General features: G+C 41.5%; 25 protein-coding genes and 1 pseudogene. 13 read left to right on the forward strand and 13 right to left on the reverse strand.

The features are described 5' to 3' along the window. Positions 1-5 precede the first annotated feature (5 nt). From ATG70_RS22105 to ATG70_RS22245, 3 genes are all read left to right on the forward strand, one after another. Complete coding sequence (locus tag ATG70_RS22105; protein WP_142329531.1) at positions 6-209, forward strand: hypothetical protein; 204 nt, start codon at positions 6-8, stop codon at positions 207-209. A 163-nt stretch (positions 210-372) separates the two neighbouring features. Beyond that, a complete protein-coding gene (locus tag ATG70_RS01535; RefSeq protein WP_179886137.1) occupies positions 373-570 on the forward strand; it encodes an IDEAL domain-containing protein in 198 nt (65 codons plus the stop codon). Between the two features lie 71 nt (positions 571-641). Next, the gene (locus ATG70_RS22245) at positions 642-815 is read left to right on the forward strand and encodes a hypothetical protein (protein ID WP_160920443.1); all 174 of its coding nucleotides are present in this window, start codon (positions 642-644) and stop codon (positions 813-815) included. A gap of 157 nt (positions 816-972) precedes the next feature. On the opposite strand, the gene ATG70_RS01540 is transcribed toward ATG70_RS22245, so the two are convergent. Both ATG70_RS01540 and ATG70_RS01545 read right to left on the reverse strand, forming a co-directional pair. After that, positions 973-1,650: a DUF4352 domain-containing protein gene (locus ATG70_RS01540; RefSeq protein WP_098442630.1), complete on the reverse strand. Its 678-nt coding sequence runs from the start codon at positions 1,648-1,650 to the stop codon at positions 973-975. 63 nt (positions 1,651-1,713) lie between these two features. Further along, on the reverse strand, positions 1,714-3,129 hold the full coding sequence (locus ATG70_RS01545) for an alkaline phosphatase (RefSeq protein ID WP_306472670.1): 1,416 nt from the start codon (positions 3,127-3,129) through the stop codon (positions 1,714-1,716). A gap of 421 nt (positions 3,130-3,550) precedes the next feature. Here ATG70_RS01545 and ATG70_RS01550 point away from each other — a divergent pair, with 421 nt between their 5' ends. From ATG70_RS01550 to ATG70_RS01560, 3 genes are all read left to right on the forward strand, one after another. Next, positions 3,551-4,447, forward strand: coding sequence for an acetamidase/formamidase family protein (locus tag ATG70_RS01550; protein ID WP_098442632.1), 897 nt, complete (start codon positions 3,551-3,553; stop codon positions 4,445-4,447). A gap of 125 nt (positions 4,448-4,572) precedes the next feature. Next, positions 4,573-5,556, forward strand: a complete 984-nt coding sequence (locus tag ATG70_RS01555) for a Gfo/Idh/MocA family protein (protein ID WP_098442633.1) — start codon at positions 4,573-4,575, stop codon at positions 5,554-5,556. Positions 5,557-5,711: 155 nt separating this feature from the next. Further along, a complete protein-coding gene (locus tag ATG70_RS01560; protein ID WP_098442634.1) occupies positions 5,712-7,097 on the forward strand; it encodes a Glu/Leu/Phe/Val family dehydrogenase in 1,386 nt (461 codons plus the stop codon). A gap of 49 nt (positions 7,098-7,146) precedes the next feature. Here the strand turns inward: ATG70_RS01560 and ATG70_RS01565 are convergent, their stop codons facing one another. After that, positions 7,147-7,665, reverse strand: a complete 519-nt coding sequence (locus ATG70_RS01565; protein ID WP_098442635.1) for a hypothetical protein — start codon at positions 7,663-7,665, stop codon at positions 7,147-7,149. Between the two features lie 354 nt (positions 7,666-8,019). On the opposite strand from ATG70_RS01565, the gene ATG70_RS01570 reads away from it, so the two are divergent. The 3 genes from ATG70_RS01570 to ATG70_RS01580 all read left to right on the forward strand — a co-directional run bounded on the left by ATG70_RS01570 (position 8,020) and on the right by ATG70_RS01580 (position 11,172). Further along, positions 8,020-9,060, forward strand: coding sequence for a zinc-binding dehydrogenase (locus ATG70_RS01570; RefSeq protein WP_098442636.1), 1,041 nt, complete (start codon positions 8,020-8,022; stop codon positions 9,058-9,060). Positions 9,061-9,221: 161 nt separating this feature from the next. After that, positions 9,222-9,542, forward strand: coding sequence for a DUF4306 domain-containing protein (locus ATG70_RS01575; RefSeq protein ID WP_098442637.1), 321 nt, complete (start codon positions 9,222-9,224; stop codon positions 9,540-9,542). A gap of 340 nt (positions 9,543-9,882) precedes the next feature. Next, positions 9,883-11,172: a GntP family permease gene (locus tag ATG70_RS01580; protein ID WP_179886138.1), complete on the forward strand. Its 1,290-nt coding sequence runs from the start codon at positions 9,883-9,885 to the stop codon at positions 11,170-11,172. A gap of 67 nt (positions 11,173-11,239) precedes the next feature. Here ATG70_RS01580 and ATG70_RS01585 read toward each other — a convergent pair whose 3' ends face one another. The 6 genes and pseudogenes from ATG70_RS01585 to ATG70_RS22690 all read right to left on the reverse strand — a co-directional run. After that, on the reverse strand, positions 11,240-12,016 hold the full coding sequence (locus ATG70_RS01585) for a 3-hydroxybutyrate dehydrogenase (protein ID WP_098442638.1): 777 nt from the start codon (positions 12,014-12,016) through the stop codon (positions 11,240-11,242). A gap of 159 nt (positions 12,017-12,175) precedes the next feature. Further along, positions 12,176-13,705 carry a BCCT family transporter gene (locus ATG70_RS01590; RefSeq protein WP_098442639.1) on the reverse strand — a complete coding sequence of 510 codons (1,530 nt, stop codon included), beginning with the start codon at positions 13,703-13,705 and terminating at the stop codon, positions 12,176-12,178. 186 nt (positions 13,706-13,891) lie between these two features. After that, positions 13,892-14,437: a hypothetical protein gene (locus ATG70_RS01595; RefSeq protein WP_098442640.1), complete on the reverse strand. Its 546-nt coding sequence runs from the start codon at positions 14,435-14,437 to the stop codon at positions 13,892-13,894. A 12-nt stretch (positions 14,438-14,449) separates the two neighbouring features. After that, positions 14,450-14,644, reverse strand: coding sequence for a hypothetical protein (locus ATG70_RS01600; RefSeq protein ID WP_098442641.1), 195 nt, complete (start codon positions 14,642-14,644; stop codon positions 14,450-14,452). Between the two features lie 196 nt (positions 14,645-14,840). Next, complete coding sequence (locus ATG70_RS01605) at positions 14,841-15,293, reverse strand: NUDIX hydrolase (protein ID WP_257147757.1); 453 nt, start codon at positions 15,291-15,293, stop codon at positions 14,841-14,843. A 57-nt stretch (positions 15,294-15,350) separates the two neighbouring features. Then, positions 15,351-15,560 (reverse strand): annotated as a pseudogene (locus ATG70_RS22690) (NIPSNAP family protein); the annotation flags it as partial. Between the two features lie 150 nt (positions 15,561-15,710). Here ATG70_RS22690 and ATG70_RS01610 point away from each other — a divergent pair. Continuing rightward, entirely contained in the window at positions 15,711-16,448 is a 738-nt protein-coding gene (locus tag ATG70_RS01610) for an SDR family NAD(P)-dependent oxidoreductase (RefSeq protein WP_098442642.1), read from the forward strand. Between the two features lie 35 nt (positions 16,449-16,483). Here ATG70_RS01610 and ATG70_RS01615 read toward each other — a convergent pair whose 3' ends face one another. Further along, positions 16,484-16,876, reverse strand: coding sequence for a MerR family transcriptional regulator (locus ATG70_RS01615; RefSeq protein WP_098442643.1), 393 nt, complete (start codon positions 16,874-16,876; stop codon positions 16,484-16,486). 111 nt (positions 16,877-16,987) lie between these two features. Between ATG70_RS01615 and ATG70_RS01620 the strand changes: the two genes are divergently transcribed. Continuing rightward, entirely contained in the window at positions 16,988-17,725 is a 738-nt protein-coding gene (locus ATG70_RS01620) for an SDR family oxidoreductase (protein ID WP_098442644.1), read from the forward strand. 327 nt (positions 17,726-18,052) lie between these two features. Further along, positions 18,053-18,532: a site-2 protease family protein gene (locus ATG70_RS01625; RefSeq protein WP_257147579.1), complete on the forward strand. Its 480-nt coding sequence runs from the start codon at positions 18,053-18,055 to the stop codon at positions 18,530-18,532. Between the two features lie 44 nt (positions 18,533-18,576). Here the strand turns inward: ATG70_RS01625 and ATG70_RS01630 are convergent, their stop codons facing one another. From ATG70_RS01630 to ATG70_RS01640, 3 genes are all read right to left on the reverse strand, one after another. Then, positions 18,577-18,927 (reverse strand): glyoxalase superfamily protein, encoded by a 351-nt coding sequence (locus ATG70_RS01630; RefSeq protein ID WP_098442645.1) that lies wholly within the window; start codon positions 18,925-18,927, stop codon positions 18,577-18,579. A gap of 234 nt (positions 18,928-19,161) precedes the next feature. Beyond that, positions 19,162-20,607: an alanine/glycine:cation symporter family protein gene (locus tag ATG70_RS01635; protein ID WP_098442646.1), complete on the reverse strand. Its 1,446-nt coding sequence runs from the start codon at positions 20,605-20,607 to the stop codon at positions 19,162-19,164. A gap of 215 nt (positions 20,608-20,822) precedes the next feature. Further along, a complete protein-coding gene (locus tag ATG70_RS01640; protein ID WP_098442647.1) occupies positions 20,823-22,301 on the reverse strand; it encodes a flavin monoamine oxidase family protein in 1,479 nt (492 codons plus the stop codon). Between the two features lie 212 nt (positions 22,302-22,513). Between ATG70_RS01640 and ATG70_RS22255 the strand changes: the two genes are divergently transcribed. Next, positions 22,514-23,860, forward strand: coding sequence for a sulfatase-like hydrolase/transferase (locus tag ATG70_RS22255; RefSeq protein WP_179886139.1), 1,347 nt, complete (start codon positions 22,514-22,516; stop codon positions 23,858-23,860). The last annotated feature ends 100 nt before the right edge of the window (positions 23,861-23,960 follow it).

Here is a 23,960-nt window from a genome sequence, read left to right on the forward strand (position 1 = left end):
AGCATATGTTGAACAAATCATGGGTGAACTATCTGATCGGGTGCTTATTACTCCTATCATCTGCGAGGTCTTTGGATTCGCTCATTCATAAAGGGTACGGATTATTAGGATTTCATTTCATTTCGTTTACCGGATGTCTCCTAGCAGGTTTCTATTATTTCTATGAAGGCTATTGTCTTTATAAGAAAAATCGCAGTGAAACAATGTAAGTAAAAGGCGAATCTTTTAGTCTAGTAAAGTAGTACAAAATTCGACCTTATTTATTAGAATCTTCTAAACTATTGTTTAAAATTCGTAAAAATCGGTTAAACTGTAATTAATCGCATAGAAAACGTAGAAGCGTTTCTATCAATATGAATGGAGGATTGGATGATGGAGAATCGAAAAGTCTACCAAAATCAGATTTCGGAAAAAAGACAGGAAATGGTCGCGCAACTACTCGAACACATCAATGCTTCCAGTATCGAACAAAAACAAGATATATTAAAAAAAGAAATTGACCAGGCGCTCGATTGTCGCGACCGTGAAACGTTTATGCAGTTAACTGATCGTCTTAATTCACTCACATAATGAAAAAGTTGGTATATATGTTAAACCGCTTGCTTATAATCTAGTAATCAAACACTCAGGAGGAGATGTTGATGCTAGATTTAGCGGCGGTTTTTTATGTTGTGATGGAATGGATAAATGAAAATAAAGGGTACAAGCTCCAATCCGTCTTTCTTTTCGGTGGCCTTGGTCTATCATTTGTGACATATTTTCTCTGGTTCATAAAAAAGGGCTATAAAACGGTCGGAATCGTTAAGAATGGCTGAGATGAGTGCGTATTTCGTCGTATGGGAGAGATCGATTTCCGCGATATTTTCGTTAATTCCGCGAAAACATCCAGTAATTCCGCGAAAACATCCAGTAATTCCGCGGAAAAATCATTTATTCCGCGAAACGACAAAAAAGACACCCTGAAGGGCATCTTTAAAAAGGCACGGTGATCGATTGGCCCTTCGTTAGCGTTTCTTCCTTTTTGTCGAACACATCACTTGTTTGAATTGTTAGGGCATCCAGTTGCGCTAGGTCAGTCGTATTTAGAACAAAGCCGAGCTGCCCGGTTTTTTCTTCCCCGGGTGCGTAATCTCCGTAAAGGTTCTCGAGGTAAAAGTCATCATCGAATCCTTTCTTCTCACCATCACTCGTTTCAAGTGTTGAAATTGGTGCAAAGTTAACGATTTGATCCGACGTGTTCTTTACATGGACGCGAATCTTTACATAGTTGAATTTTGTCTCATCGTTCGAATAGCCATGAAAAAAATCGATTAAGTCAGGGGAAGGCGCATACGCCATTACCTTCACATCTGAAACGGTTAGCTCAACATCCCCAATCGTCGTTTTTTCGTTAAAATCAGAGCTTGCTTTTAACGTAATAGAGCCGTCTGCATCCTGATAAGTTTGGCCAACTTCAGTTAGTGAGCTGTCATCAGGTGCCTGTGGACTATCGATTAATCCTTTATTTTCGTTTTGAGCGGCATTTGTTTCATCTTCTTTTGTTATAGATGTCGTGTGTTCTGATTGTGAACTAGCTTGCTGATTCGCATTGTCAGCGCACCCCCCAAGAAAAAGAGAGGCAGTACATAGAGTGATTAGTATGTGCTTCATGTAAAATAACCTCCTCAATCAGAAAGAAAACTCCCGTTGCTTTTTGAAGCAACGGGACATTTTTTACTTGTCTTTTTTGTGATCATCGTCCTTTTTTCCGTGATCCTTTTCTTGCTTTGCGTTAAGAAGGTCCATCACCAATTGACCTGTTTCATTGTTATCATGAAGGCCGGCGAATTTTTCGGATTGTGGGCCGTACGCATACACATTCACGTCAACACCTGTGTGTCCGCCAGTTGTCCAGCCAGTTCCTGAGCGGATATCAAAGATCTTTTCAATCGCATTATCAATTTCCACCACGTCGCCTGTTTCAGTCGCTTTTTCGACAGACGCGATTTCCTCTGATGTTAATTCAAGATCGATGTTTTCAGTCAGTGTTTTTTCCACATCTGCACCTTCAGCAATCTTTGCTGCCATGTAATCAGGTGTCTTTTTGGCTGCTTTAAGTGGAGCTGGATCCCACTTGTATTCTCCGTCGCGTCCCATCGCAAAGCCACCGGTAGAGTGGTCAGCTGTTGTGACGACGAGCGTGTGCTTGTCCTTTTTCGCAAATTCAATCGCCGCTTCGTAAGCTTTCTCGAAATCTTCCATCTCACTCATTGCAGCAACAACGTCATTATCATGACCAGCCCAGTCAATTTGGCTACCTTCGACCATAAGGAAAAAGCCGTCTTTGTCGTCACTTAGGCGCTCAAGAGCTGCGTCAGTCATTTCTTCAAGAGAGGGTGCATCTTCCGTACGATCAATCGCTTTGTCCATTCCTTTAGGTGCAAACAGGCCAAGAATTTGTTCGTTATCGTCTTGAGCGAGTTCATCTTTTGAAGTGACATAGCTATAGCCATCATTTTGAAACTCTTCTGTTAGGTTGCGGTCAGAGCGCTCAAAGTAAGAAGTTCCTCCGCCAAGCAATACGTCCACTTTATGCTCACCATTGATCATCTCATCATAATAGTCGTCTGCAATGTCATTGTAATTATTCCGCGATTCATCATGAGCACCGAATGATGCTGGCGTTGCATGATTAATTTGAGAAGTAGAAACAAGTCCAGTAGCTTTGTTCTTTTCTTTTGCTTCTTCAAGAACGGTCTTCACTTCATTTTTATCCATATCAACGGAGATTGCGCCGTTGTAAGTTTTGATTCCAGCAGCCATCGCCGTACCCGCTGCTGCTGAGTCTGTTACGCTCTCTTCTGGATCCCATGAATAGGTTTCTTGAGCGCCAACGAGATATTCATCGAAAGCTGTTTTTTCCATATAAGGCGTTGTTTTGTCATCCATATACGAACGGTAGGCCGTTGTATAGCCCGGTCCCATGCCATCACCGATTAAGAAGATGACGTTCTCGATTTCGTTTTTAGGGTTTTTACTTTTTTCGGATTTTGCTTCTGTGTCCGTACCAATCCCTGCAAATCCAGCTACAGCTAGTGATGAAATGACAGCGAATGGAATAAGCTTCTTTTTGGCATTTTTACTAAACAAATTGATTTCCCCCCGGTTCATGTTTTCTCACAAATCATAGTTTACTTGTTTAACGTGAAGGTGATGTTAATCGATTGTAAGGATCATTTTAAGATAATAAGGTCGATCGTCATGGTCGGAAAAACGTGGAATCGCTCGAAAAAATCGCGTTTCTTATTATGCGCACATCTCGTGTTTCTGTCTATGATCGTAATGATAGCGAAACCATTTTACAAGAGCTTTTGGAAGAATTAGGTCATAAGAGCGAGGGATGAGGGATTGTTAATTGGTAGGAGAAGCATATTAATGTCTATTCTCACACGACCATTTTCATAGAAGAAAAAGAGAGAGGAGTGAGACAGCAGTCTTAGGAATAGGCAATGATTCTACGAAACTGTTAAAATTATCATTATAATAAAAAAATTAAAAAGGGGAGATTGAAATGGACTTAGTTATGAATGATTCGGTGATCTATGATTTTAACAAAACGCATAAGCCTGTGAAGATCGTACCATCAGGAACTAGCGTTCAAATCGTGACGTATGACTGCTTTATGAATCAGCTTCAAACGGAGGAAGATGAGATTACTGGAATTGATTGGAACCGAGTGAATCCTGCAACTGGCCCAATCTATGTGAAGGATGCACAACCTGGAGATGTGTTAAAAGTTTCGATTGAAAAGCTTGAAATTGGAGATCAGGGCGTCATGGTCGTTGGGCCAGATCTTGGGGTTATGGGACATCGTTTAAAAGAAATGGAGTCAAAGATGATTCCAATTCAAGATGGGGCTGCTTGTTTTAATAACCTTAGCATTCCGTTAAATCCAATGATCGGCGTAATTGGTGTCGCACCAGAAGGCGATGGTGTTTCATGTGGCACACCTGGTGCGCACGGCGGAAATATGGATAATAAAATGGTTACGGAAGGAGCGGTGCTCTATTTTCCAGTGTTTGCGGAAGGTGCACTGTTCGGATTAGGTGATTTTCATGCAGCGATGGGAGACGGTGAAGTGAGCGTTTCAGGAATTGAAGTTCCTGGTAAAGCAACAGTAAAGCTTGAAGTGATCAAGGGGGAGTCAATCGTTCAACCGATGCTAGAAAACGCTGAAGTTGTTACCCAAATTGCTTCAGCTGCCACACTTGATGAAGCGGTAACACTTGCAACCGAGCTAATGGTCGATCGCGTTATGGAGAAAAGCGGAATGTCGATAAGTGAAGCAACCATGCTGATGAGTGCAATTGGACAAGTTGAAGTGTGTCAGGTCGTGGATCCACTACTAACGGCGAGATTCGTTGTACCGAAATGGTTAGAGCAGCAGCTAGGCGTACGCCTTATCTGATTCGACATATGCTGACATCGTTCGGGTGGTGCCTGTCACTCGCATGAGATATACTTGGTGACGCGGACACGGTCGGGGTGCCTGTCACTTGTCGAATTTGCTAAAATAATTGGAGGAATATGAGTATGATTCGTTTTGGAGTTGTGGGAACAAATAAGATTACGGATAATTTTCTTGAGGGGGCGACTGAGCTTAGCGATTTTAAACTTACGGCGGTCTATTCTCGAACGGAAGAGAAGGCGCAGGCATTTGCTGAGAAGCATGGGGCAGAGGCGACGTTCACAAGTCTTGAGGAAATGGCGAACAGCGCGCTCATTGATGCCGTCTACATTGCGAGTCCTAACTCGTTACATGCAGAACAATCAATCATTTTCATGAACGGTGGGAAGCACGTGCTTTGTGAGAAGCCGATGGCGTCAAATAAACGTGAGGTCTTACAAATGGTCGAGGTTGCCTCAAAAAAAGGCGTTCTACTAATGGAAGCGATGAAATCCACCGTGATGCCGAACATGCAGATGGTGCGAGAGAATTTGCATAAAATCGGTCAAATTCGTCGCTTTGTTGCGAATTACGGTCAGTATTCGTCGCGTTATGATGCTTATAAAGAAGGAACAGTGCTAAATGCGTTTAACCCTAAGTTTTCAAATGGGTCACTGATGGATATCGGCGTATATGGCGTTTATCCTGTCGTATCCATGCTTGGCATGCCCCAGTCGATTAAGGCAGAAGGCGTCATGCTTGAGTCGGGGGTTGATGGAGAAGGCAGTATTTTACTTGGATATGAAGACAAAGAAGCAGTGATTATGTTTTCAAAAATCACAGATTCTCATCTTCCATCCGAAATTCAAGGGGAGAACGGGAGTATCCTGATCGACAAGATCGGTTCACCGATGGATGTGAAAATCTATTATCGAGATGGATCGATTGAAGACCTGTCGCAGTCGCAATCCCATACGATGATGTATGAAGCGAAGGAGTTTATTGAACTAATCCAGGCCGGTAAGGATCAGTCTTCGATCAACTCACATGAAAACTCTCTCCGTTCGATTGAAGTAATGGATGAAGCACGGAAGCAAATCGGAGTTGTTTTTCCGGCTGATCATCACTAATAAAAAATGAAGTAGTTCTCAGCCGTCACATGCATATTGCGCTAGTGACGGCTTTTTTTATTTCACCTAGTAAAAAAACGTAAGCCTTTTCATCCAGCCCGTTTGAACTAGTTTCAAAAGGGTACGATATTAATAGAATAGAAAAACATGGAGGGATGAAATTGGCTAGTAAATATGGAGAAGTTGTACAGGAGTCGTTACATGCACTACTCGAGGATCAATCGTTTTTACCAAATTTCAAGGATGAAGATCGAGAAAATGCGTTCAAATCCCTTGAATCGATTCTCTCAACCCCGAACCAAATTCAAAAATCATTTCTCCGCGTTCCTCTCGAGAACGGGAAAATTTTACGAATTCCTGCTTTCCGCGTTCAGCACAATAATGCGGTAGGGCCTTATAAAGGCGGGATTCGCTTTCACGAAACGGTCGAGGAAGATGAAGTAATTAATCTGGCAACTTTAATGACGTTAAAGAATGCGCTTCATGATGTACCATTTGGTGGAGGGAAAGGTGGCGTGGTTATTAACCCACGTGAATTTTCGGAAAAAGAACTACATACGATTTCAAAAACATACGTTCAAAATTTCTGCGATATTTTAGGCCCAGATAAAGACATCCCAGCACCGGATGTTGGAACGGGTGAACGAGAGATGGACTGGATGATGGGTGAATATAAAACGATCCATCCCGGACGCCCGTATCGCGGAAGTTTCACAGGGAAAAGTCAGGTGAACGGCGGTTCGCTTGGTCGAAGAGAAGCAACAGGAAAAGGCGTCTACTATACGCTTCGCTACATGCTTCATAATTTTGTGAAAGAAAATGAAGAGTGGTTTAAGAGAAATGATAATCGCTTTGCCAAAACAGCACTTGAGCATTCCGATCGTCCGTTAACGATTGGAATTCAGGGATTTGGTAATGTTGGATCCGTTGCAGCACTTGAATCGTATAGCTGCAACTACCTCGATACGAAAGTCGTTGCGGTAAGCGATCGAAACGTCACGCTTTATAATGGTGATGGCCTTGATATAAAAGCACTAATTGAGTTTACGTCCAATCATGAAGGTGATTTGCCTACGACAGAGGAAGCGTTGTCTGAGCATGAAATCAAAGCGGATATTCAAGAACGAGAAGATGTTCTTTACCTTGATACGGACGTGCTGATTTTGGCAGCGCTTGAAGATCAAATTCATGAGGATAATGTTGATCAAGTAAAAGCGCGCATGATTGTGGAAGGTGCAAACGGCCCCATTACACTTGGTGCGGATCGAAAACTAAGTGAAGACGGTGTGCTCGTTATTCCAGATATACTTGCGAACGCAGGTGGTGTCATCGTTTCTTATTTCGAATGGCTTCAAGGAAGGGAAACGCAATTCTATAGTGAAGAAGAAGTCTTTTCTCTTCTTTTTAAAAAAATGAAGGAAACGATGGATGAAATTTACCCACAGTTTTTCAATGATCCATTTGCTCTCAGACAGAATTGCTACATCCATACGGTGATGAAGCTTTCAAATATTCTTTATCGTCATGGTAAGCTCTACTAAAGCGAAAAGCCCCCTCCTATTGAATAGGAGAGGGTTTTCCTTATGGGGATTAAGAAGTTGGTAACGTTTCTTTGAACTCCGTCATTTTCATCATCGTTTCATCAATTAGCTCGGTCATTTTGTCCGTATCAGGCTCATCTTTTTTTCCTTCATCAATGAGAGGATAAAGGCTTTCTTCAATGTTCTTGTATGCATCCGGGAATTCTTCTTCTACTTGAGATTCCATTTCGTCCCAGTTTTCCTCGAGCGTCATCGTCTGCTCATTAATCGTTTCGACATCATCGCTACTATTTTCGATCGTTGTTTTAAGTTCCTCAAGGTTCGATAATGCCGTATCAACGCCAGCTTCAAGATTGGTCATTTCTTCTGAACCGCTATCGCCCGAGTCGTTCATTCCTTCGTTTGTTCCTTCATTCGTTCCTTCATTTTCTGAAGCGCCGTTTTCTTCCATGGTTGAGTTGTTGGCTTGATTACCTGTGTTATCCTCAGCACCGTTTGATCCGCAACCTGCGAGAAGAGAACCTGAAATGAGGCAAGAAGCAAGAAGAATAGGGAATTTCTTTTCCAACAATATCCACTCCTTTCAATTACAATTATTGGTTCCCAGTAAGCGTTTTATTCAAACGAAGTCAAAAGTAGTGTTTTTTTCTGGGGGGATGGTATGAAGGAAGATCGTCTTAGGACAATTAGGATGTTTTTTTCTAACGACATGATTGTCGTCATGATCCCAGGGCATTCATGGTGGTTTTCTTTGAGTGCGAAGGTCCCGTTTCCGGTAAGATATATTCATTTCTCAAATTAACACACCATCTTTCTATATCCTATCGTTCAATCCCTCTACTACTATCTTGAGTAGGAAACTGTTATACTATCCAACAAGGTGACAAATTGTGACAAATTACGGGAGGTGACAGGCACCATCATGAAAGCAGTTCAAGTAATGGGTTATGGTGATGTGGATCAGTTAGAAGTCGTAGACCAGGAGATTCCTGTTCCGAAAGAGAATGAGGTACTCGTTAAGGTAAAGGCATGTGCGATTAATAATACGGAAATTTGGATGCGTGAAGGGGCATATGGAACAGGAACGAAATCAGGATGGCGTCCTGAAGGTGTTCAGTTTCCTAGAACACCAGGATCGGATATTACCGGTACGATTGTGAAAGTCGGTCAGCAAGTGAATGAGGAGATGATCGGCAAGAACGTCGTGCTCTTTCCTTTTACTTCGAGCGGAGAGCCAGGGTCTGAACATATCTCAGAAGATATGTCTTTCATTGGATCAGAGTATGACGGAGGATATGCGGACTATGTTGTATGGCCAGCAGAACTCTGTTTTGACATGCCTCTTGCTGACTATACAGAGAGTGCCGTGTTCTCTGTTAGTGGGATGACAGCGTGGCATATGGTTGAACAAATTCAGCCTAAGCAGGGCGAGACTGTTATGGTTACAGGAGCAAACGGTGGAGTAGGTTCTCTGAACGTTCAAATTGCGTCTCGTGTGTTTGGTGCTAATGTAATCGCGATTGTAGGCGATCTCGCTTTGGAAGATCAGTTGAAGAACCTTGGAGCAACGCACGTACTTTCCTACAAATCGGATCAGCTTGCTGAAGAAATACTTGAAGTGAATGGTGGACCGATTGACTCAGTATTAGATGTTGTTGGAGATGCCTTGTTTTCAACTTCGCTTCATGTTTTAAAGAAAGGCGGCAAGTTTTGCACGTCTGGTTCTGCTGGTGGACAGAAAACAGAACTTGATTTTAGAACATTGTATTTGAAGCACATAACACTCTATGGCTCTGTTCTTGGTACAAGGGAAGAGTTTAAGCGGATGCTTAAAGCGATAGCTGATGGGAAGATCACACCAGTGATTGATCGAACATTTCCATTAGAACAAGCGAGAGAGGCTCAACGTTATTTTAAAAAAGCGGGTAAACTAGGAAAAATTGTGCTACTTCCTGAAGAGTAAGTTGAATAATTGAACCCCCTATTTCCTAACTGGAGATAGGGGGTTTCCTATGTCGAGTGAGCCCATTAAAACAAAGGACGGGCTCACCACTTTTAGGGAAATACAGGAATAAGCGATGCGGCTAACGAATATGTAATGTATAAAATCATAGAGGTGATGGTGTGAAGAAAAGGGGTTTCTTCAAACTTTACTCGATGCTTTGTCTGCTTAGTGTTTTTGGATATTCCTACTGGGCCACTTCCTGGACGGCAAGTCAATTGCCGGCACTGTCGAATTGGAAAAGCCATCTTATTTTCACGCCGAGGACGGTTGTAGCTTCTAAAGACATTTATGAAATTGATATGTTTTTGTATGCTCTTAAGGTAGTACCTCTAATGGCAAGTGTTTGTCTTCTTTCTTTGTTAATGATGATTGGAATTGGGATATATTATGTGAAAAAGCAGCTGTCATACGTTGGTGAAAAGAAGATAACAAGTTCATAAGGAATGAAGAGCGGGGCAGCCCCGCTCTTTTTGTTTTGGAAGATGTTATGAGTCACGGTTATAAATCGCGTCTGATAAGTTCAGATTTGTTCGACTTTAATTGACGTTTTTCGAGCAAAAGCGGGCGGTGACAGGCACTCGCGCATTTTCTTAAATGCAAATGAACCCATTCATAAAAGAAATTGGTTTTATTGCTCATTTAAACGGGTAACATCATTCGAGTGAATTCGAGTAAATATGGGTGGTGACAGGCACCCAAGAGTCGGCTTTTGTCGATTTAGATTTGCCAGGATTGGACATAGTAAAACAGACAGAAGATATTTGAGGAGGCAAATCAGCTATGATTAGTATTATTGTTGGTCTCGCTCTCTTAATGCTCCTCGCTTACCTAGGGTGGTCGATTATTTGGATCGCGCCATTGGTATCTGGAATTGTTGCATTATTGAGCGGAATGAATATTCTTGAGTCCTATACAGGAACGTATATGGAAGGATTCGTTGATTTCGCGAAAGCGTATTTCCCAATTTTCTTATTTGGAGCGATTTTTGGGAAGTTAATGGAGGACACAGGGGCAGCGCAGTCGGTTGCTTATAAAATTTCAAACTTAATCGGAGAGAAACGTGCGATTCTTGGGATGTTGATCTCAGCAGCGATTCTTACATACGGAGGCGTTAGTCTCTTTGTTGTTGTATTCGCCGTTTATCCACTCGCCGTGGCAATGTTCCGCCAGGCAAACGTATCACGTAAGCTTCTTCCATCGACGTTTGTGCTAGGTGCTTTTACATTTACGATGACAGCACTGCCAGGTACACCACAAATTCAAAACATCATACCGATTAATACGTTTAAAACATCGACGATGGCGGCACCGATTCTTGGAATTGTTGCTGGTTTAATTATGGCCGTTGGCGGTTATTTCTATCTGAAATTCCGTGAGAAACAGCTAACGAAAAATGGTGAGGAATTTACAGAGCCTAAAGGATCAAACGAAGTAAAAAGTATTAATGAAGATGAGCTTCCGAACTGGATTCTTTCTGTAATTCCATTGATCGCTGTTGTTGTAACGCTAAATGCCTTTGAAAATTTAAGCATTTTGATTGCACTTGGCATCGGGATTCTTCTCATCATGCTCTTTAATATTAAAAATTACAAGCAGTTCATTAAAGCGATCAATGGCGGGGCATCTGGCTCTGTAATGGCAACAATCAATACAAGTGCTGCCGTTGGTTTCGGTTCAGTCGTCACAGCTTCCCCTGGTTTTGAAGCAGTGAAAGATCTGATCTTCGCGATTCCACTTAGTCCGTACTTTTCAGAAGCCTTTGCTGTTCAGCTTTTAGCGATGATTACAGGCTCAGCTTCTGGTGGTATGGGAATTGCGCTTGAAGCGCTCGGTAGCGAATACTATGATATTGCAATTAGTAACAACCTTAGTTTAGAAGCGTTCCACCGTATCACAGCCGTTGCTTCTGGGGCATCAATCCTGCCGCATAACGGTGCTCTTTTAACGCTATTTACGGTTACCGGACTAACGCACAAAGACTCCTATAAAGATGTGTTTGTGGTTGGTTTAATCATTCCAATGATCGCTACGATCGCGATTATTTTCCTTGCGATGATGGGCATTAACTAATTCATCCGATCATAAGAAAATCCCCCTCACATCTTTACCATAAAGGTGAGAGGGGGATTTTTTGTGCTTATTGAGCGGTATAACCACCGTCAATCACAGCAGCTTGACCTGTAATGCTTTTCGCTTTCTCACTCACTAGGAAAATGGAGTAGTCAGCGACTTCTTGTACCTGGATTAAACGCTTCTGAGGAACGAGTGGATAAATGACTTGTTCTAACGCTTTCTCTTTTTCGATGTTACGTGTTTTTGCAAGGTCTTCTAATTGATTTTGTACGAGCGGTGTATCAACGTACCCCGGGCATATCGCATTTACGGTAATGCCGTAGTCTGCGCCTTCTAGGGCTGCTACTTTCGTAAGGCCAATGACGCCGTGTTTTGCGCTGTTGTAACCGGCTTTTCCAGCAAATCCAATCAATCCATTGATGGAAGCCATGTTTAGGATACGGCCATATCCTTGTTCTTTCATTATAGGAAAAGCATATTTGATGCCATAGAATGGGCCCTTTAGCATAATATCAAGAATTAACCCGTACTTTTCACTTGGGAATTCTTCGATTGGCGCCACATGCTGGATCCCTGCATTGTTAACAAGAATATCAATACGTCCAAATTTCTTGACGGTTTCTTCAATAGCATTCTTCACATCTTCTTCTTTCGCAACGTTCGCAACCACCCCTTCAACAGTGAAACCTTGAGATGTTAGGCTTTCAACCGACTCCTTAAGGGTGTCTTCATTAATATCATTAAGCATAACCTTCGCTCCGGCTTTTGCAAACTCAGTAGCGATTTCTAGCCCAATTCCTTGACCAGATCCTGTAATTAACGCACATTTTCCTTCAAGCATAGTTGTGTCCTCCTTAAGTATAAGTAACTCAGCTCTTAGGATACCCAATTCTGCTTAAGATATTTCGACTTCGTTCGACGCATAACGGGTGGTGACAGGCACCATTTAACAGGCACCATTAAAAAGGCCCTCTCCCCAAAGGGGAGAGGGCCAGACACATTATTTAATGATTTTCTGATCTCTTGCCATTTCCCTCGCTACTTTAGGTGCGAGCCAAACCATTGGCAGAAGGATAAGCGAGACTGGAACAGCTGTTACAACAATGAAGTTCTGTAACTGCGTAATGCCGCTGTCTCCTGTAATAAGTAGAATGACTGCGACAGTTCCCATAAGAATTGCCCAGAACACGCGAAGCCATCTTTGAGGATCGCCTTCGCCCGTAACTGCCATTGCAATTGTATAAGACATGGAGTCACTTGTTGTTACAACGAAAAGAATCGTTAGAATCAAGAACAGTGGTGAAACAATGCTTGCAAGCGGGAATTGCTCAGTAATGGCGAACATGGCTGCTGGGTTACCAGCTGCATTCAATGCTTCTGAAATCGAACCAGGATTTGAAAGTTCAAAGAAAATTCCAGATCCTCCGAGTACTGTAAACCAGAATGTTGAGATAACCGGTGCAAAAATTGAAACAGCAATAATAATGTCTCGAATCGTACGTCCTCGTGAAATACGACTAACAAGAATCGCCATCATTGGACCGTATCCGATAAACCAGCCCCAGAAGAAGACTGTCCAGAATGAAAGCCAACCGGTATCACCACGGAATGTGCTCATCGTAACAAATTGATCCACATAAACACCAAATCCAGAGATAAAGTGATTGAAGATAAAGCCACCAGGGCCAAAGATAACGATAAACGCCATTAATCCAATCGCAAGACGAACGTTAAAGCTACTTAAGTATTGAATTCCTTTGTAAAGTCCTGTAACTGCTGAAATCGTAGAAACAATCACGACAGCTAAAATAATCGAGAACTGTGTGCTGAACTGATTCGGAATGCCGAAAATTTCCTGCAAACCGTAACTTGCTTGTAAGCCTAAGAAACCAATTGGTCCAATTGTACCTGCGGCAACCGCAATAACGGAAAACGCATCAATCAGAGTACCAAACCAGCTGTGACGCAGCTTTTCACCGAAAATCGGATAAAGAAGCGTACGCGGCTTCATCGGCATGCCTTTATGATAATGTCCGTACATCATCACAACAGCACTGATTGTACCTAGAATGGCCCAGGCAAGGAAACCCCAATGCATAAAGCTTTGGGCAAGTGCAGTATCAATTGCACCTTGAGTTCCAGCTTCAATGCCTTTTCCATCTTGAGAAGGAGGAACGGTTAAGAAGTGGTACATCGGTTCTGCCGCTGCCCAAAACACACCGCCACCGGCAAGTAGTGTCGCCATAATAATGGATAACCACTTATATAGGCTAAGCTCAGGTTTATCCATACCACCTAATTTAATTTTTCCGTATTTAGAGAAGGCCAATCCAATTCCTACAAAAAATGTTGCTAGCATTAAAACTTGCCAGAACCCACCGAAAAACCTCGCAGACCAGGCAAAGCTTGAGCTAACCAAGTTTTCAACCAATGAAATATCAAAAAGTGCAAGAATCACGAAGAGGATCAATACCCCACCGCTTATACCAAAGACGGGCCAATCAATACGCCCAGTTTCTTTATTGTCCATACAAGACTCCTTTAATCGCTTTTTAAACACAATTACTTACTCTACCACTACCGTTAGTATGGTGTAAAGAGAGAAGTTTTAATCTGCTTCAATACGTAATAATTTTAGGATAAATTACCAGGTAATCGATTCCATTAACCCCCCTTTTTTTGTAAAATAAAATCGAAATTAGTCGAAATTGTGTTTTCAATTTTTAAATACCCCATGAAAATAAAATGAAACCGGAAAGAATGGGGGATTCTTTCCGGTTTCGAATTCGTATTCTAATCTTTGTAAACCGAGTGGCATCGACGTCTGATAAAGGATCTTTATTTCGACCAGTAACCGTCTATGATAACCAAGCCGCTTCATTCTAAAATAATAAACCCCGAGAAGCAGCACAAAACTAAAGAAAAAGTTAATAATCGTAAGGATAAGTGCTGATAGTAAACCTGAATCGTTACCAACATAATGATTAATGAAGAAAAAAATAAACGCAGGAATGCCAACAAGCCAGGGGTGTTTCTTCATATTGAATTTGCGATCAGTAGGTGTAAGAAATTTCTCATCCGACTGTTTGATGGTGCGCCTTGAAATGTATGCTAGAAGAATGAGGAGGATTAAGGAAATCGGAAACCCGATGTTAAACCCTAAATAGTAAAAGGATAGGAAGGCTCCGCCGAAAAAAATAAACATGAAAAGAAATGACAGAAGAAATTCCTTGCCGGGCGAGCGTGCTTTTTTCTTTAACATAAACTCTGCCTCCTATTTGAAAAGATTATTATTGTTATTGCACCAGTATCTCCATAGAAAAAACACGCTATAGAACGTGAGTACTCCAAGGATGATGGCAATGTTTTTTGATGAAATGACAGGTTCATCTTTCATAACGGATAGAACGAAGAGTACTGCAATCCCTACCATGACCCCGAAGCTGAACATTTTCCAAGTGATGACCATCATAAGCATCCTTTCTTAGTTGTTAATCAATACCTGTTAACGCCGCAAGATAAACCAATTTTTTACATAAAAAAACGCCCGTGACGGACGAATTTTTTAGGGAAGAATACGGATGAAAGTGAAATCATAACGACGTACGAGTACAAATACTACTTTACGAAAGGTTGAATTTTGAAAATCTAAGCGTAAAGGAAACTTACTGATTAAACGCCACATAAAAAGGATGGTGTTCTTCGTTTAAACAATATTCCATGCGCTGTCGAAAATTTTTCCAAGTAACCATTTCAAGTGCTTGATCGATAGGGAAGAATCCAACTTCAAGGCTCTCCGAGGATGTTGTGAGTTTACCCCCAACATAGTTAGCGAGAAAGAGGTTATTCGAAATAGAAGACTTCACGTTTTGAAATACGCCGCAAAATTTCATTATTTCAACATCAGCACCGGATTCTTCCTTCGCTTCTCGAATTGCGGCGTCGTGTAATGATTCGCCTTCTTCCACTTGACCTCCAGGGAATTCCCAACCTCTACGTGGGCCTTTGATTAAAAGGACTTCATCTGCTTCATTTAAAATAATGGTAGCTGCTGAAACGATGTGTTTTGGAGGATGATACGCGTAAGGTTCGGCTGTTGACGTTAGAAAGTCCTGGATACTTTCAAGATAAAGGTTCCCTAGATCACGCTGTTTCGCCTTCTGATGTAACGCGCTTTTTCGAATTTGCTTTTCGATCTCTTCATAGTGATTCATACTTTCATATTGCCAGGTCGCGGTTATTTCATTCTGGGTTTCGTTAACCCAACGCCCAACCAATTTGGCACCATGTTTTAGTTGATTTGGATAAAGATAAGTATGGAAAAACTCGTTAAATTCATCTAATTTTTCAGGTTGAATGGTATAGGTTTTTCTTCGATAAATCATTTTTTCTCGCTCTCCATTTCAAAAGGATTTACTAGTGCTATTGTGTCAAATTATTAATATTTTGACAATTATTGTTTGAATCTTCTTCATTGGTGATTTCTAAATTGCTCCTGTAAGCTAAACCTATCTAAAGACGAAGGAGAGAATAACATGCCAGATCTACACGATCGAGTGATCTTAATCACCGGAGGAAATCGAGGTCAGGGAAAAGCAATTGGTGAGCATCTTGCTTCATTAGGAGCAAAAGTGATCATTGGAGCACGCCGCTATCAAGATGCTGAGACAGCAGCAAGTTTGATTGGGGCTTATCCTGTGCAGTTGGATGTAACGAAAGAAGAGCATTGGAAATTAGTGCTTGAAGAGATCCAATCTGAATTTGGTCAGTTGGATGCGCTTGTAAACAATGCAGGGATACTAAAAAGAAAACCATTTACAGATTTATCGGTAGAAGAATATCAAGAGTTAATGAACGTAAACCAGCTTGGTGTGTTTATGGGAATGCAAGCGGTTGTTCCGTTAATGGAGAAACAGCGAAAAGGGGCGATCGTGAATAACGTATCGATCTCAGCGTTTGCTCCGATCGGTCAGTCTGCTGCCTATGCGGCTACAAAAGCAGCTGTCGTTGCGATGTCTAAAGCAGCGGCAATCGAATTAGGTCCGAAAGGCATTCGGGTAAACATGATTCATCCGGGAGGAGTTGAGACGGAGATGGCGACCCAGGGAGAGGGTGTGCCAGATTTCTATCAGACGATTCCGCTCGGTCGTATTGGACAACCTGTGGAAATTGCCAGGGCCGTGGCTTTTCTTGTTTCTGATGAAAGTTCCTATTGTACGGGAACAGAAATTGTCATTGATGGAGGTATGACGCTCGGATCAGCTGATGTATAAAGTGGAGTGAAATGGTACCTGCTGCGCCAGGTGAATTAATATGTTGAACACGTTACTTTTTGCAAATCTGTTGAAACATCATCATAGAGAGTGATTTTTTTTGAAATCCGTGCTAAATAGTTCTGCTGTCGCTTTACTTCACGTTCTACTTTTTGTTTATGATTAGAAAGAAGTGTTCTTCTTTTTCGTATAGTCGAATCACCCTGTTTGTAAAGATGAACGTATCTTTTTATTTCAGCAATCGGCATATTTGTAGAACGAAGAGCTAGAATGAAATGAAGCCACTCTAAGTTATTCTCGGTATATCTTCGAACGCCATTTTCATCGCGTTCGATAAAGGGAAGAATTTCTTCCTTTTCATAGTATCGGATCGCGGATGCAGACTGGTTTGTCATCGCGGTTATTTCCTTCATCGAATAGTATTTCATTTGTTTGTGCCTCCCTTTAAGTCGCTTTATTTGTGTTAAACCGCACTTTAACCTATAAAGTATGGTTTATCAATTAAAACGATTGATAATCCAACTGTGGAGGTTTTTTAAATGGCAAAAGAAAAAGTCGTCATCATTACTGGAGCATCAAGCGGTATTGGAGAAGAAACAGCAAAGTTACTCTCCGAAAAAGGAGCAAAGCTCGTTTTGGCAGCTCGTCGTGAAGATCGATTAAAAGAGCTTAAGAAGAAAATAGAAGACAATGGTGGAGAAGCGATTTACCAGGTAACAGACGTAACATCATCTGAAGAGATGGAGTCACTAGCTCAATATGCGTATGATACGTTTGGAAAAATCGATGTGATTGTGAATAACGCCGGTTTAATGCCACTTTCCCTTTTACACAAGAAGAAATACGATGAATGGGATAAAATGATTGATGTTAATATTAAAGGTGTTCTTTACGGTATCGGAGCCGTTCTTCCTTATATGAGAGAGAAAAAGGAAGGGCACGTTATTAACATTTCATCTGTAGCTGGTCATGAAATTTCACCAGGAAGCTCAGTCTACAGTGCTACAAAGTTTGCAGTAAGAGCCATCACTGAAGGACTAAGAATGGAAGAGTCCGTTGGTAATAATATCCGTGCTACGATTATTTCACCGGGAGCAGTTAGTACAGAACTTACTGAAACCATTACGGATGATGATGTGAAATCTTCGATTGATGCGGTTTATAGCGGTGCAATTAAAGCTGACAGCATTGCTCGTACAATTGTTTTTGCGATTGAAGAACCGGCTGAAGTAGCCATTAATGAAATTCTAGTACGTCCAACAAATCAAGAGTGGTAAGAAAGAAGGAGAAGCCAACATCTGGCTTCTCCTTCTTGATTTTTTTCGGTGTTCAGGAGTACAATGGGAAGCTGAGATTGAAATAGAATGTTCGGTCTTTTACTGCACGACTTTCACGATCTCGTGAACTTGAAAACGAGAGGTATGCGAGCGGATAATGAGCTCATTTCGTTCAACACAAAATTGAATGACCATATAAAAGGTAGCAATGATCTGAACAATTAGCGTCAGACATAAGCCGAAAAGGAGAAAGATTCCTTTTCGGCTTTTTTTTGTGTCTTTACACCTGTGTTGAATCAATGAAGAAAAAATGACTGGAGGTTTTCGGTGTTTACTTTAAGTGATATTCCCATGTTTTTTGTGAATTTCTTTATTATTCTTCCGATCGTAACATTGGTGCATGAGGCTGGACATGTCCTCGTAGCGAGAGTATTTGGGGGACGGATCAAATTTTGCATCGGTACAGGGAAAAAAATAGTCGATATAGGTCCGTTGGAGGTAAGGAAAAAATACTTCATGGAAGGATGGTGTCAGTACGATAAGTTAACTTACGATAAAACGTGGGCGCATGTGTCGATTTATCTAGCGGGCAGTATGTTTAATTTAATTCTTATTTTAATCATTAACTATCTGATTCTGACAGAGGTGCTACCAGAAGCTCTAGTATTTAGGCAATTTGTTTATTTCTCTTTCTACTTTATTTTCTTTTCTTTAATGCCTTATAAAAACGAAGATGGGAAGCCAAGTGACGGCATGGCCATCTATGATGTCATTCGCTATGGGAAAGCAGAAGACCCAATCGACTAAGTTCGACACAAAGCGGGCGGTGCCAGGCACCGCCCGCTTTGTGCTTACTTTTCTTCGTAGAACGTTATCCGATTTAGAAACGGGTCGGTGACAGTCATTTCGATGGTTTTCCAGGAGGTATGCCTCATCCCTGGATTGGAATAGGCATATTCTTTTTGTGAAAGGATGTGATGATAGTCTTCGACGTTATCTAGCTTTACGCGTATCGAACTTCCTGGTGAAGCGTCTCCATGATGCTCGGTTAAATGAATAAGAGCGTTATGAAACGAAACTTGAATGTATTCAGGCATATTTTCTTCATACTGATGTCGCCAATCAATCGTAAACCCTAAGAAATCCCGATAAAAGTCAGTGGCTTTTTCCGTGTCAAAGATGCGAAAAATCGGTGTAATCATAAGGAGAAAGAACCTGCCTTTCCTTTATAGTTTTTCAACCTTTTGATTCATCAAGGTAAAGCAATCCGACAAGGCTGACTGGCGTACATTCATCATATAACGAATTCATCTCTATAAAAAGGGTATCTGTAAAAAAAGGGTAAAGAAGTTTGGAAATGTGAAATCCCTTAGTAAAAAAGCTCATGAACAGAAAAAAAGAGTCCGGTTCAGTGCCGGACTCTTAAAACAGCGATATTATCCAATCGCTTCCTCTTTTTCAACGTCATCTTCTTTCTCCATTTGATCCTCTACCCAGGCATCTGCATTGTGAATCCCTAGCTTAGTAGGATTAAACACAGGGTTTTTCCCTTGTTTCCGCTGATTTTCATAGTCTTTTAAAACCTTAAAGGCGATTTTTCCTAACAAACCAATTGCAATCAAGTTAATCACCGTCATCAGTGCCATAAAGAGATCGGCCATTTTCCATACGAGACTTAAGCTTGAAATCGAGCCGATCAGCACAAATGCCATCGTAGCGAGACGGAACAGAAAAAGTGTTCCTCTGCTTTTTTTAATAAACTCAATATTGGTTTCGCCATAGTAGTAAGAGCCAATAATCGAACTGAAAGCGAACAAGAAAATCGCTATGGAGATAAAAATACCCGACCATCCACCAATATGAGAGTTTAGTGAGTTTTGAAGTAATTCAATTCCTGTCACTTCAACTGTTCGAAACACAGGAGCTAGTAAGATAATGAAGGCAGTGGATGAACAAACGAGAATGGTATCGACAAATACCCCAAGAGATTGAATAAGCCCTTGTTTCGCTGGGTGTGAAGTAGTAGAAGTTGCAGCCGCGTTTGGCGCACTCCCCATACCGGCTTCATTCGAAAATAGTCCTCGTTTTACTCCGTTCATAATGGCTGCACCAATCGCTCCCCCTACTGCTTGTTCAAATCCAAAAGCACTTCCTACAATGAGGGCTACGATTGATGGTAGTTCTGCCAGGTTCATAAATAAAACAAACAGGGCAATGACAATATAGAGAATCGCCATAACAGGTACGATCACACTTGATAAGTTTGCAATTCGATGCACGCCACCGAAGATGACAACCCCAGTCAAAACCGTAATGATAACACCAATAACTAATGGATTTATACCAAATGCATTTTCAAACGCTAGTGCGATCGTATTACTCTGAACCGAATTGAAGATAAGACCAAACGTAATGGCAATCAAAACGGCAAAAACAATCCCTAACCATCTTGCTTTCAGACCTTTTTCAATATAATAAGCGGGGCCGCCTCGAAAGGCGTTTTCACCTTTCACCTTGTAAACCTGAGCAAGTGTGCTTTCAATGAAAGCTGTGGCTCCACCAAGCAGGGCAACCATCCACATCCAGAAAACAGCTCCTGGCCCACCTAGCGTGATCGCCACTGCAACCCCTGCTAAGTTTCCTGTACCAATCCGCGTAGCGGCACCGACACAGAAAGATTTAAAAGGTGAAATGTTTTTGGCTCCATCCTTATAATCAGGTTTTTCTCCTAATACGCGAAACATTTCGCCGAAAAATCGAAATTGAACAAATCGTGAAGCAATCGTGAAGTAAATGCCAAGTCCAAGTAATCCGGCAATAAGTACGTAACTCCAGAGAATGTTGTTTGAACCATCAATGATACTCGTTAGAAATCCTTCCATAGGCTGAGCAGCTCCTCTAGTTGTAATTTGATTTATTTTTCTGAAAATTTACCGTTAATTATCATTATACATAGGTTCGACAAATTAACAATCTATTTCGACAAATTACAACATTTATACAATTTGTAGAAATCCTTACCAGTGGCGTTTTATTTATGTACAGAAAAAAGAACCACTTCCATTTTTGGAAGCGGTACCCATGGGATTAAACATAACTATTTAAGTGGATTTTTTAGCTCGTTGACCTCATAAGCAGCCCTTAGCCCTGATTCAATCGCACCTTCCATCCACCCGTGAAAGGAAGAAGTATGCTCTCCTGCAAAATGGAGCTTTCCTTCCGGCTGTTTGATGACCTCACCAAGGTTGTTTTCTTGACCGGGAGTGAAAAGGGTGAAGCAGCCAGCAGAATAAGGGTTATGACTCCAATTAAAGGGAACGGCTTTGATAAATGCCGTATACACTTCGTTTCCATAGATCTTGGCTAGATCTTTAAGTAGGATACGAGTCAGTTCATCTATCGGTAAACTTCCCCAGAGCACGGCGTCTTCTCCCCAGCTATAGCTAGCTAATAGTGCGGCTGATCCGTTTGAACCGATTCCTTCCCCAGGAACATAACTAAACCGAATCGGTAAATCCGTTAGCGCATTCCCCACATTGTTTTTTTCCCAAAAGCGATAACTAAATTCAATACCAATTTTAACAGCAGGCACATTAATGAGCTCACGAATCGCCTGCCATTTTTTAAATGAAATGGAATGATAGGGAGTAATGTCGATAAATTGGAGAACGGAGAAAGGAACGGCGACAATTGCGACGTCTCCTTTCAGACGAAACTTTTCCTGTGTTTTAGAATTCAGCGTTGTTATAGTAACGCCGCGGTCCGACTGCTTTATTTTAATCACTTTCTGATTTAGAAAAATGTGATGCTTCAGTTCTTCAACGAATGAATGGGGCAGGCGATCGTTACCACCATCAATTTGATGAAACGTTACTTCTTTGCTGAAAATCGGATAGATAATATCCGTTAAAATGTCTGTAAACGCGAACTCTGGAAACCCTTCAATGCCAAGCATGACGCCTATTGAGCGAATAGCATTAAGGGATAATGGTTTCCCAAGCGGATTGTAGTGGAGAAATTCTCCCATTGAATATTCCCCGTATTTTGCTACAAGTTCTTCTTGTTCTTCTTTCGTGCTCGATTTGTAAAGGTCGATAAAGGGCTGGGTTGCTTCAAGAAAAAGTTCTGTCGCCGTTTTTCCTTTTTCACTTTCATTCACTGGAAAGCCAAGAATGTCTGGATTCTTTTCATATTCTTCTTTCGTTGTTAGCACATTATTTACAAATAGAAGGTCTTTCGGGGAGGCGTTTAAAAATGGGTGGAGGGGCAGGTTAAAATGACGAATGTATTCATGTACAAGAGCATGGTTATCAGGTATTCTCATAGCGCCTGCGTCCATGTACTGGTTTAACGAAAACGGCTTTCGTAAAGTATACACCCGACCCCCAATGCGATCATTGCCTTCTAAAATCGTCACGTGATGACCACTCCGTTTCAGCAATGACCCCGCTACGAGCCCTGACAAGCCTGCTCCAATGATAATGACGTGTTTTGGAGGACTTTTTCCTGGTAACCCATTTTGAATAAGTGAAAGCAAATCTTCCGGATACTGTAATGAAGAAAATGGTTTGGCCATAGACAGCCTCCTTGTCTCGTAAACGTCCTTACTCACCAGGAGAAGGATTCACCTTATTAATCTATGTCTAACAAAAAAAGGATATGAAATGTGAAATTTTTCTTTCTGTAGCGGAGAGAATGGTTAGAAAGAAGAACCGTTTCCTGGGCGCAAACATAAACTACAAAAAACAAAACAGATGCGGGACGGACTTGTCTTAAAGGAGGAAAGAAATGAATCGGAATAAGCCTCTACCCTCACTGTTTACGTGGTCTAAGAAGCCGAATTTTCTTATCTTAATTGATCAGCCGTGTGATGGCGATCAATCGGATGATAAGAAAAACCTCTTCATGCAAGAACTTTTGCTGAACGGCTTTGAATTTCAAAATCATTATGTTGGTAGCTCCGCCTGCTCCCCTAGTAAAATGACGCTTTATACAGGTCAGTATCCTTCCCTGCATGGTGTAACACAAACGAGAAGTTCCAATCAAATGCAGTTGAACGTTACAACCATTCCTATAATGGAAGATTACTTTAGAAAAGCAGGTTATCAAACATTCTGGAAAGAACTCGTTGACCAGGTTAATGATGAAAAGGATCAACGTTTGCCTTCACTAAATAAGAATGATGAGATTTGTGAGGATCGAGTAGTGGAACTGCTTGAAAAACTTAATCGAAAAGAAGTGGAAGAAACACACCAATGGGTGATTTTTAGCTCGTTTTGTTCAAGACAACGTTACGGTGGGATGATGAACGTATTTCAGATGTTGAAGAAGACGGCGTTTTATCAGAATACGATCGTTCTTTTTACGTCGATTATGGGGCAGAACAAAGACACGGATACAACGCCTAAGCGAAACAACGTCTATGAGAAATATATTCACGTACCGATGATGATTCATAATCCTGGCCTTTTTCATGGTAAAAAAAGCACATCGATGCTAACAAGTCATGTCGACATTTTACCAACGATGTTAGGCCTAGCAGGAATTGACGAGGAAGAGATTCACACGTTGCTAAGCATGGATGATGCTGAAGTTCGTCCGCTTGTAGGAAGAGACTTAACGCCGTTGCTTCTTGGTAGGAAGAGATTTTATCGGGCAAACGAACCGCTTTATTTTATGACAGATGAAGAAGAAAGACGAGAACTTAGTGACGCTGGAGAATTAGTTGAATCACTCATGCAGCCGAATCATATTGAAGCTGTAGTGACCACATTGCGTACTGGCGAAGAGAATGAGCAGGAAGTGTGGAAATACGCGCGCTACTACGATGACCCACAATTTTGGAGAGTTCCAGGCGTATCAGATGTGATCATGACACAAGAGAAGGATGTGGTACCTGAAGCAGAGGAACGATTATCGAAATGGGTCACCTTAACGAAGACCTCGCCCGCTCCAGATGAATTTGAGCTATATAATCTAACTCGTGATCCATTAGAAGAAAAAAACCTGGCTGATGCAGAATTTGAAACGACTGAAACGAAAGCTATTAGGAAAGTATTGTCGCTCATCTTAGAAGAGCAACGTCGTCAGAAGCGATTGATATCTAGGAGTGATGCGGGGAATGTCGCTATGTGAGTAACAGAATGAATAAGAATGGAAGATATCGAAAGCGGAAGCGCAGGAGCGCTTCCGCTTTCGACTTTTTATGACAAAAAACGGGTGGTGACAGGCACCT

This window comes from Bacillus sp. es.036, assembly GCF_002563635.1.
Taxonomy (GTDB): Bacteria; Bacillota; Bacilli; order Bacillales; family Guptibacillaceae; genus Guptibacillus.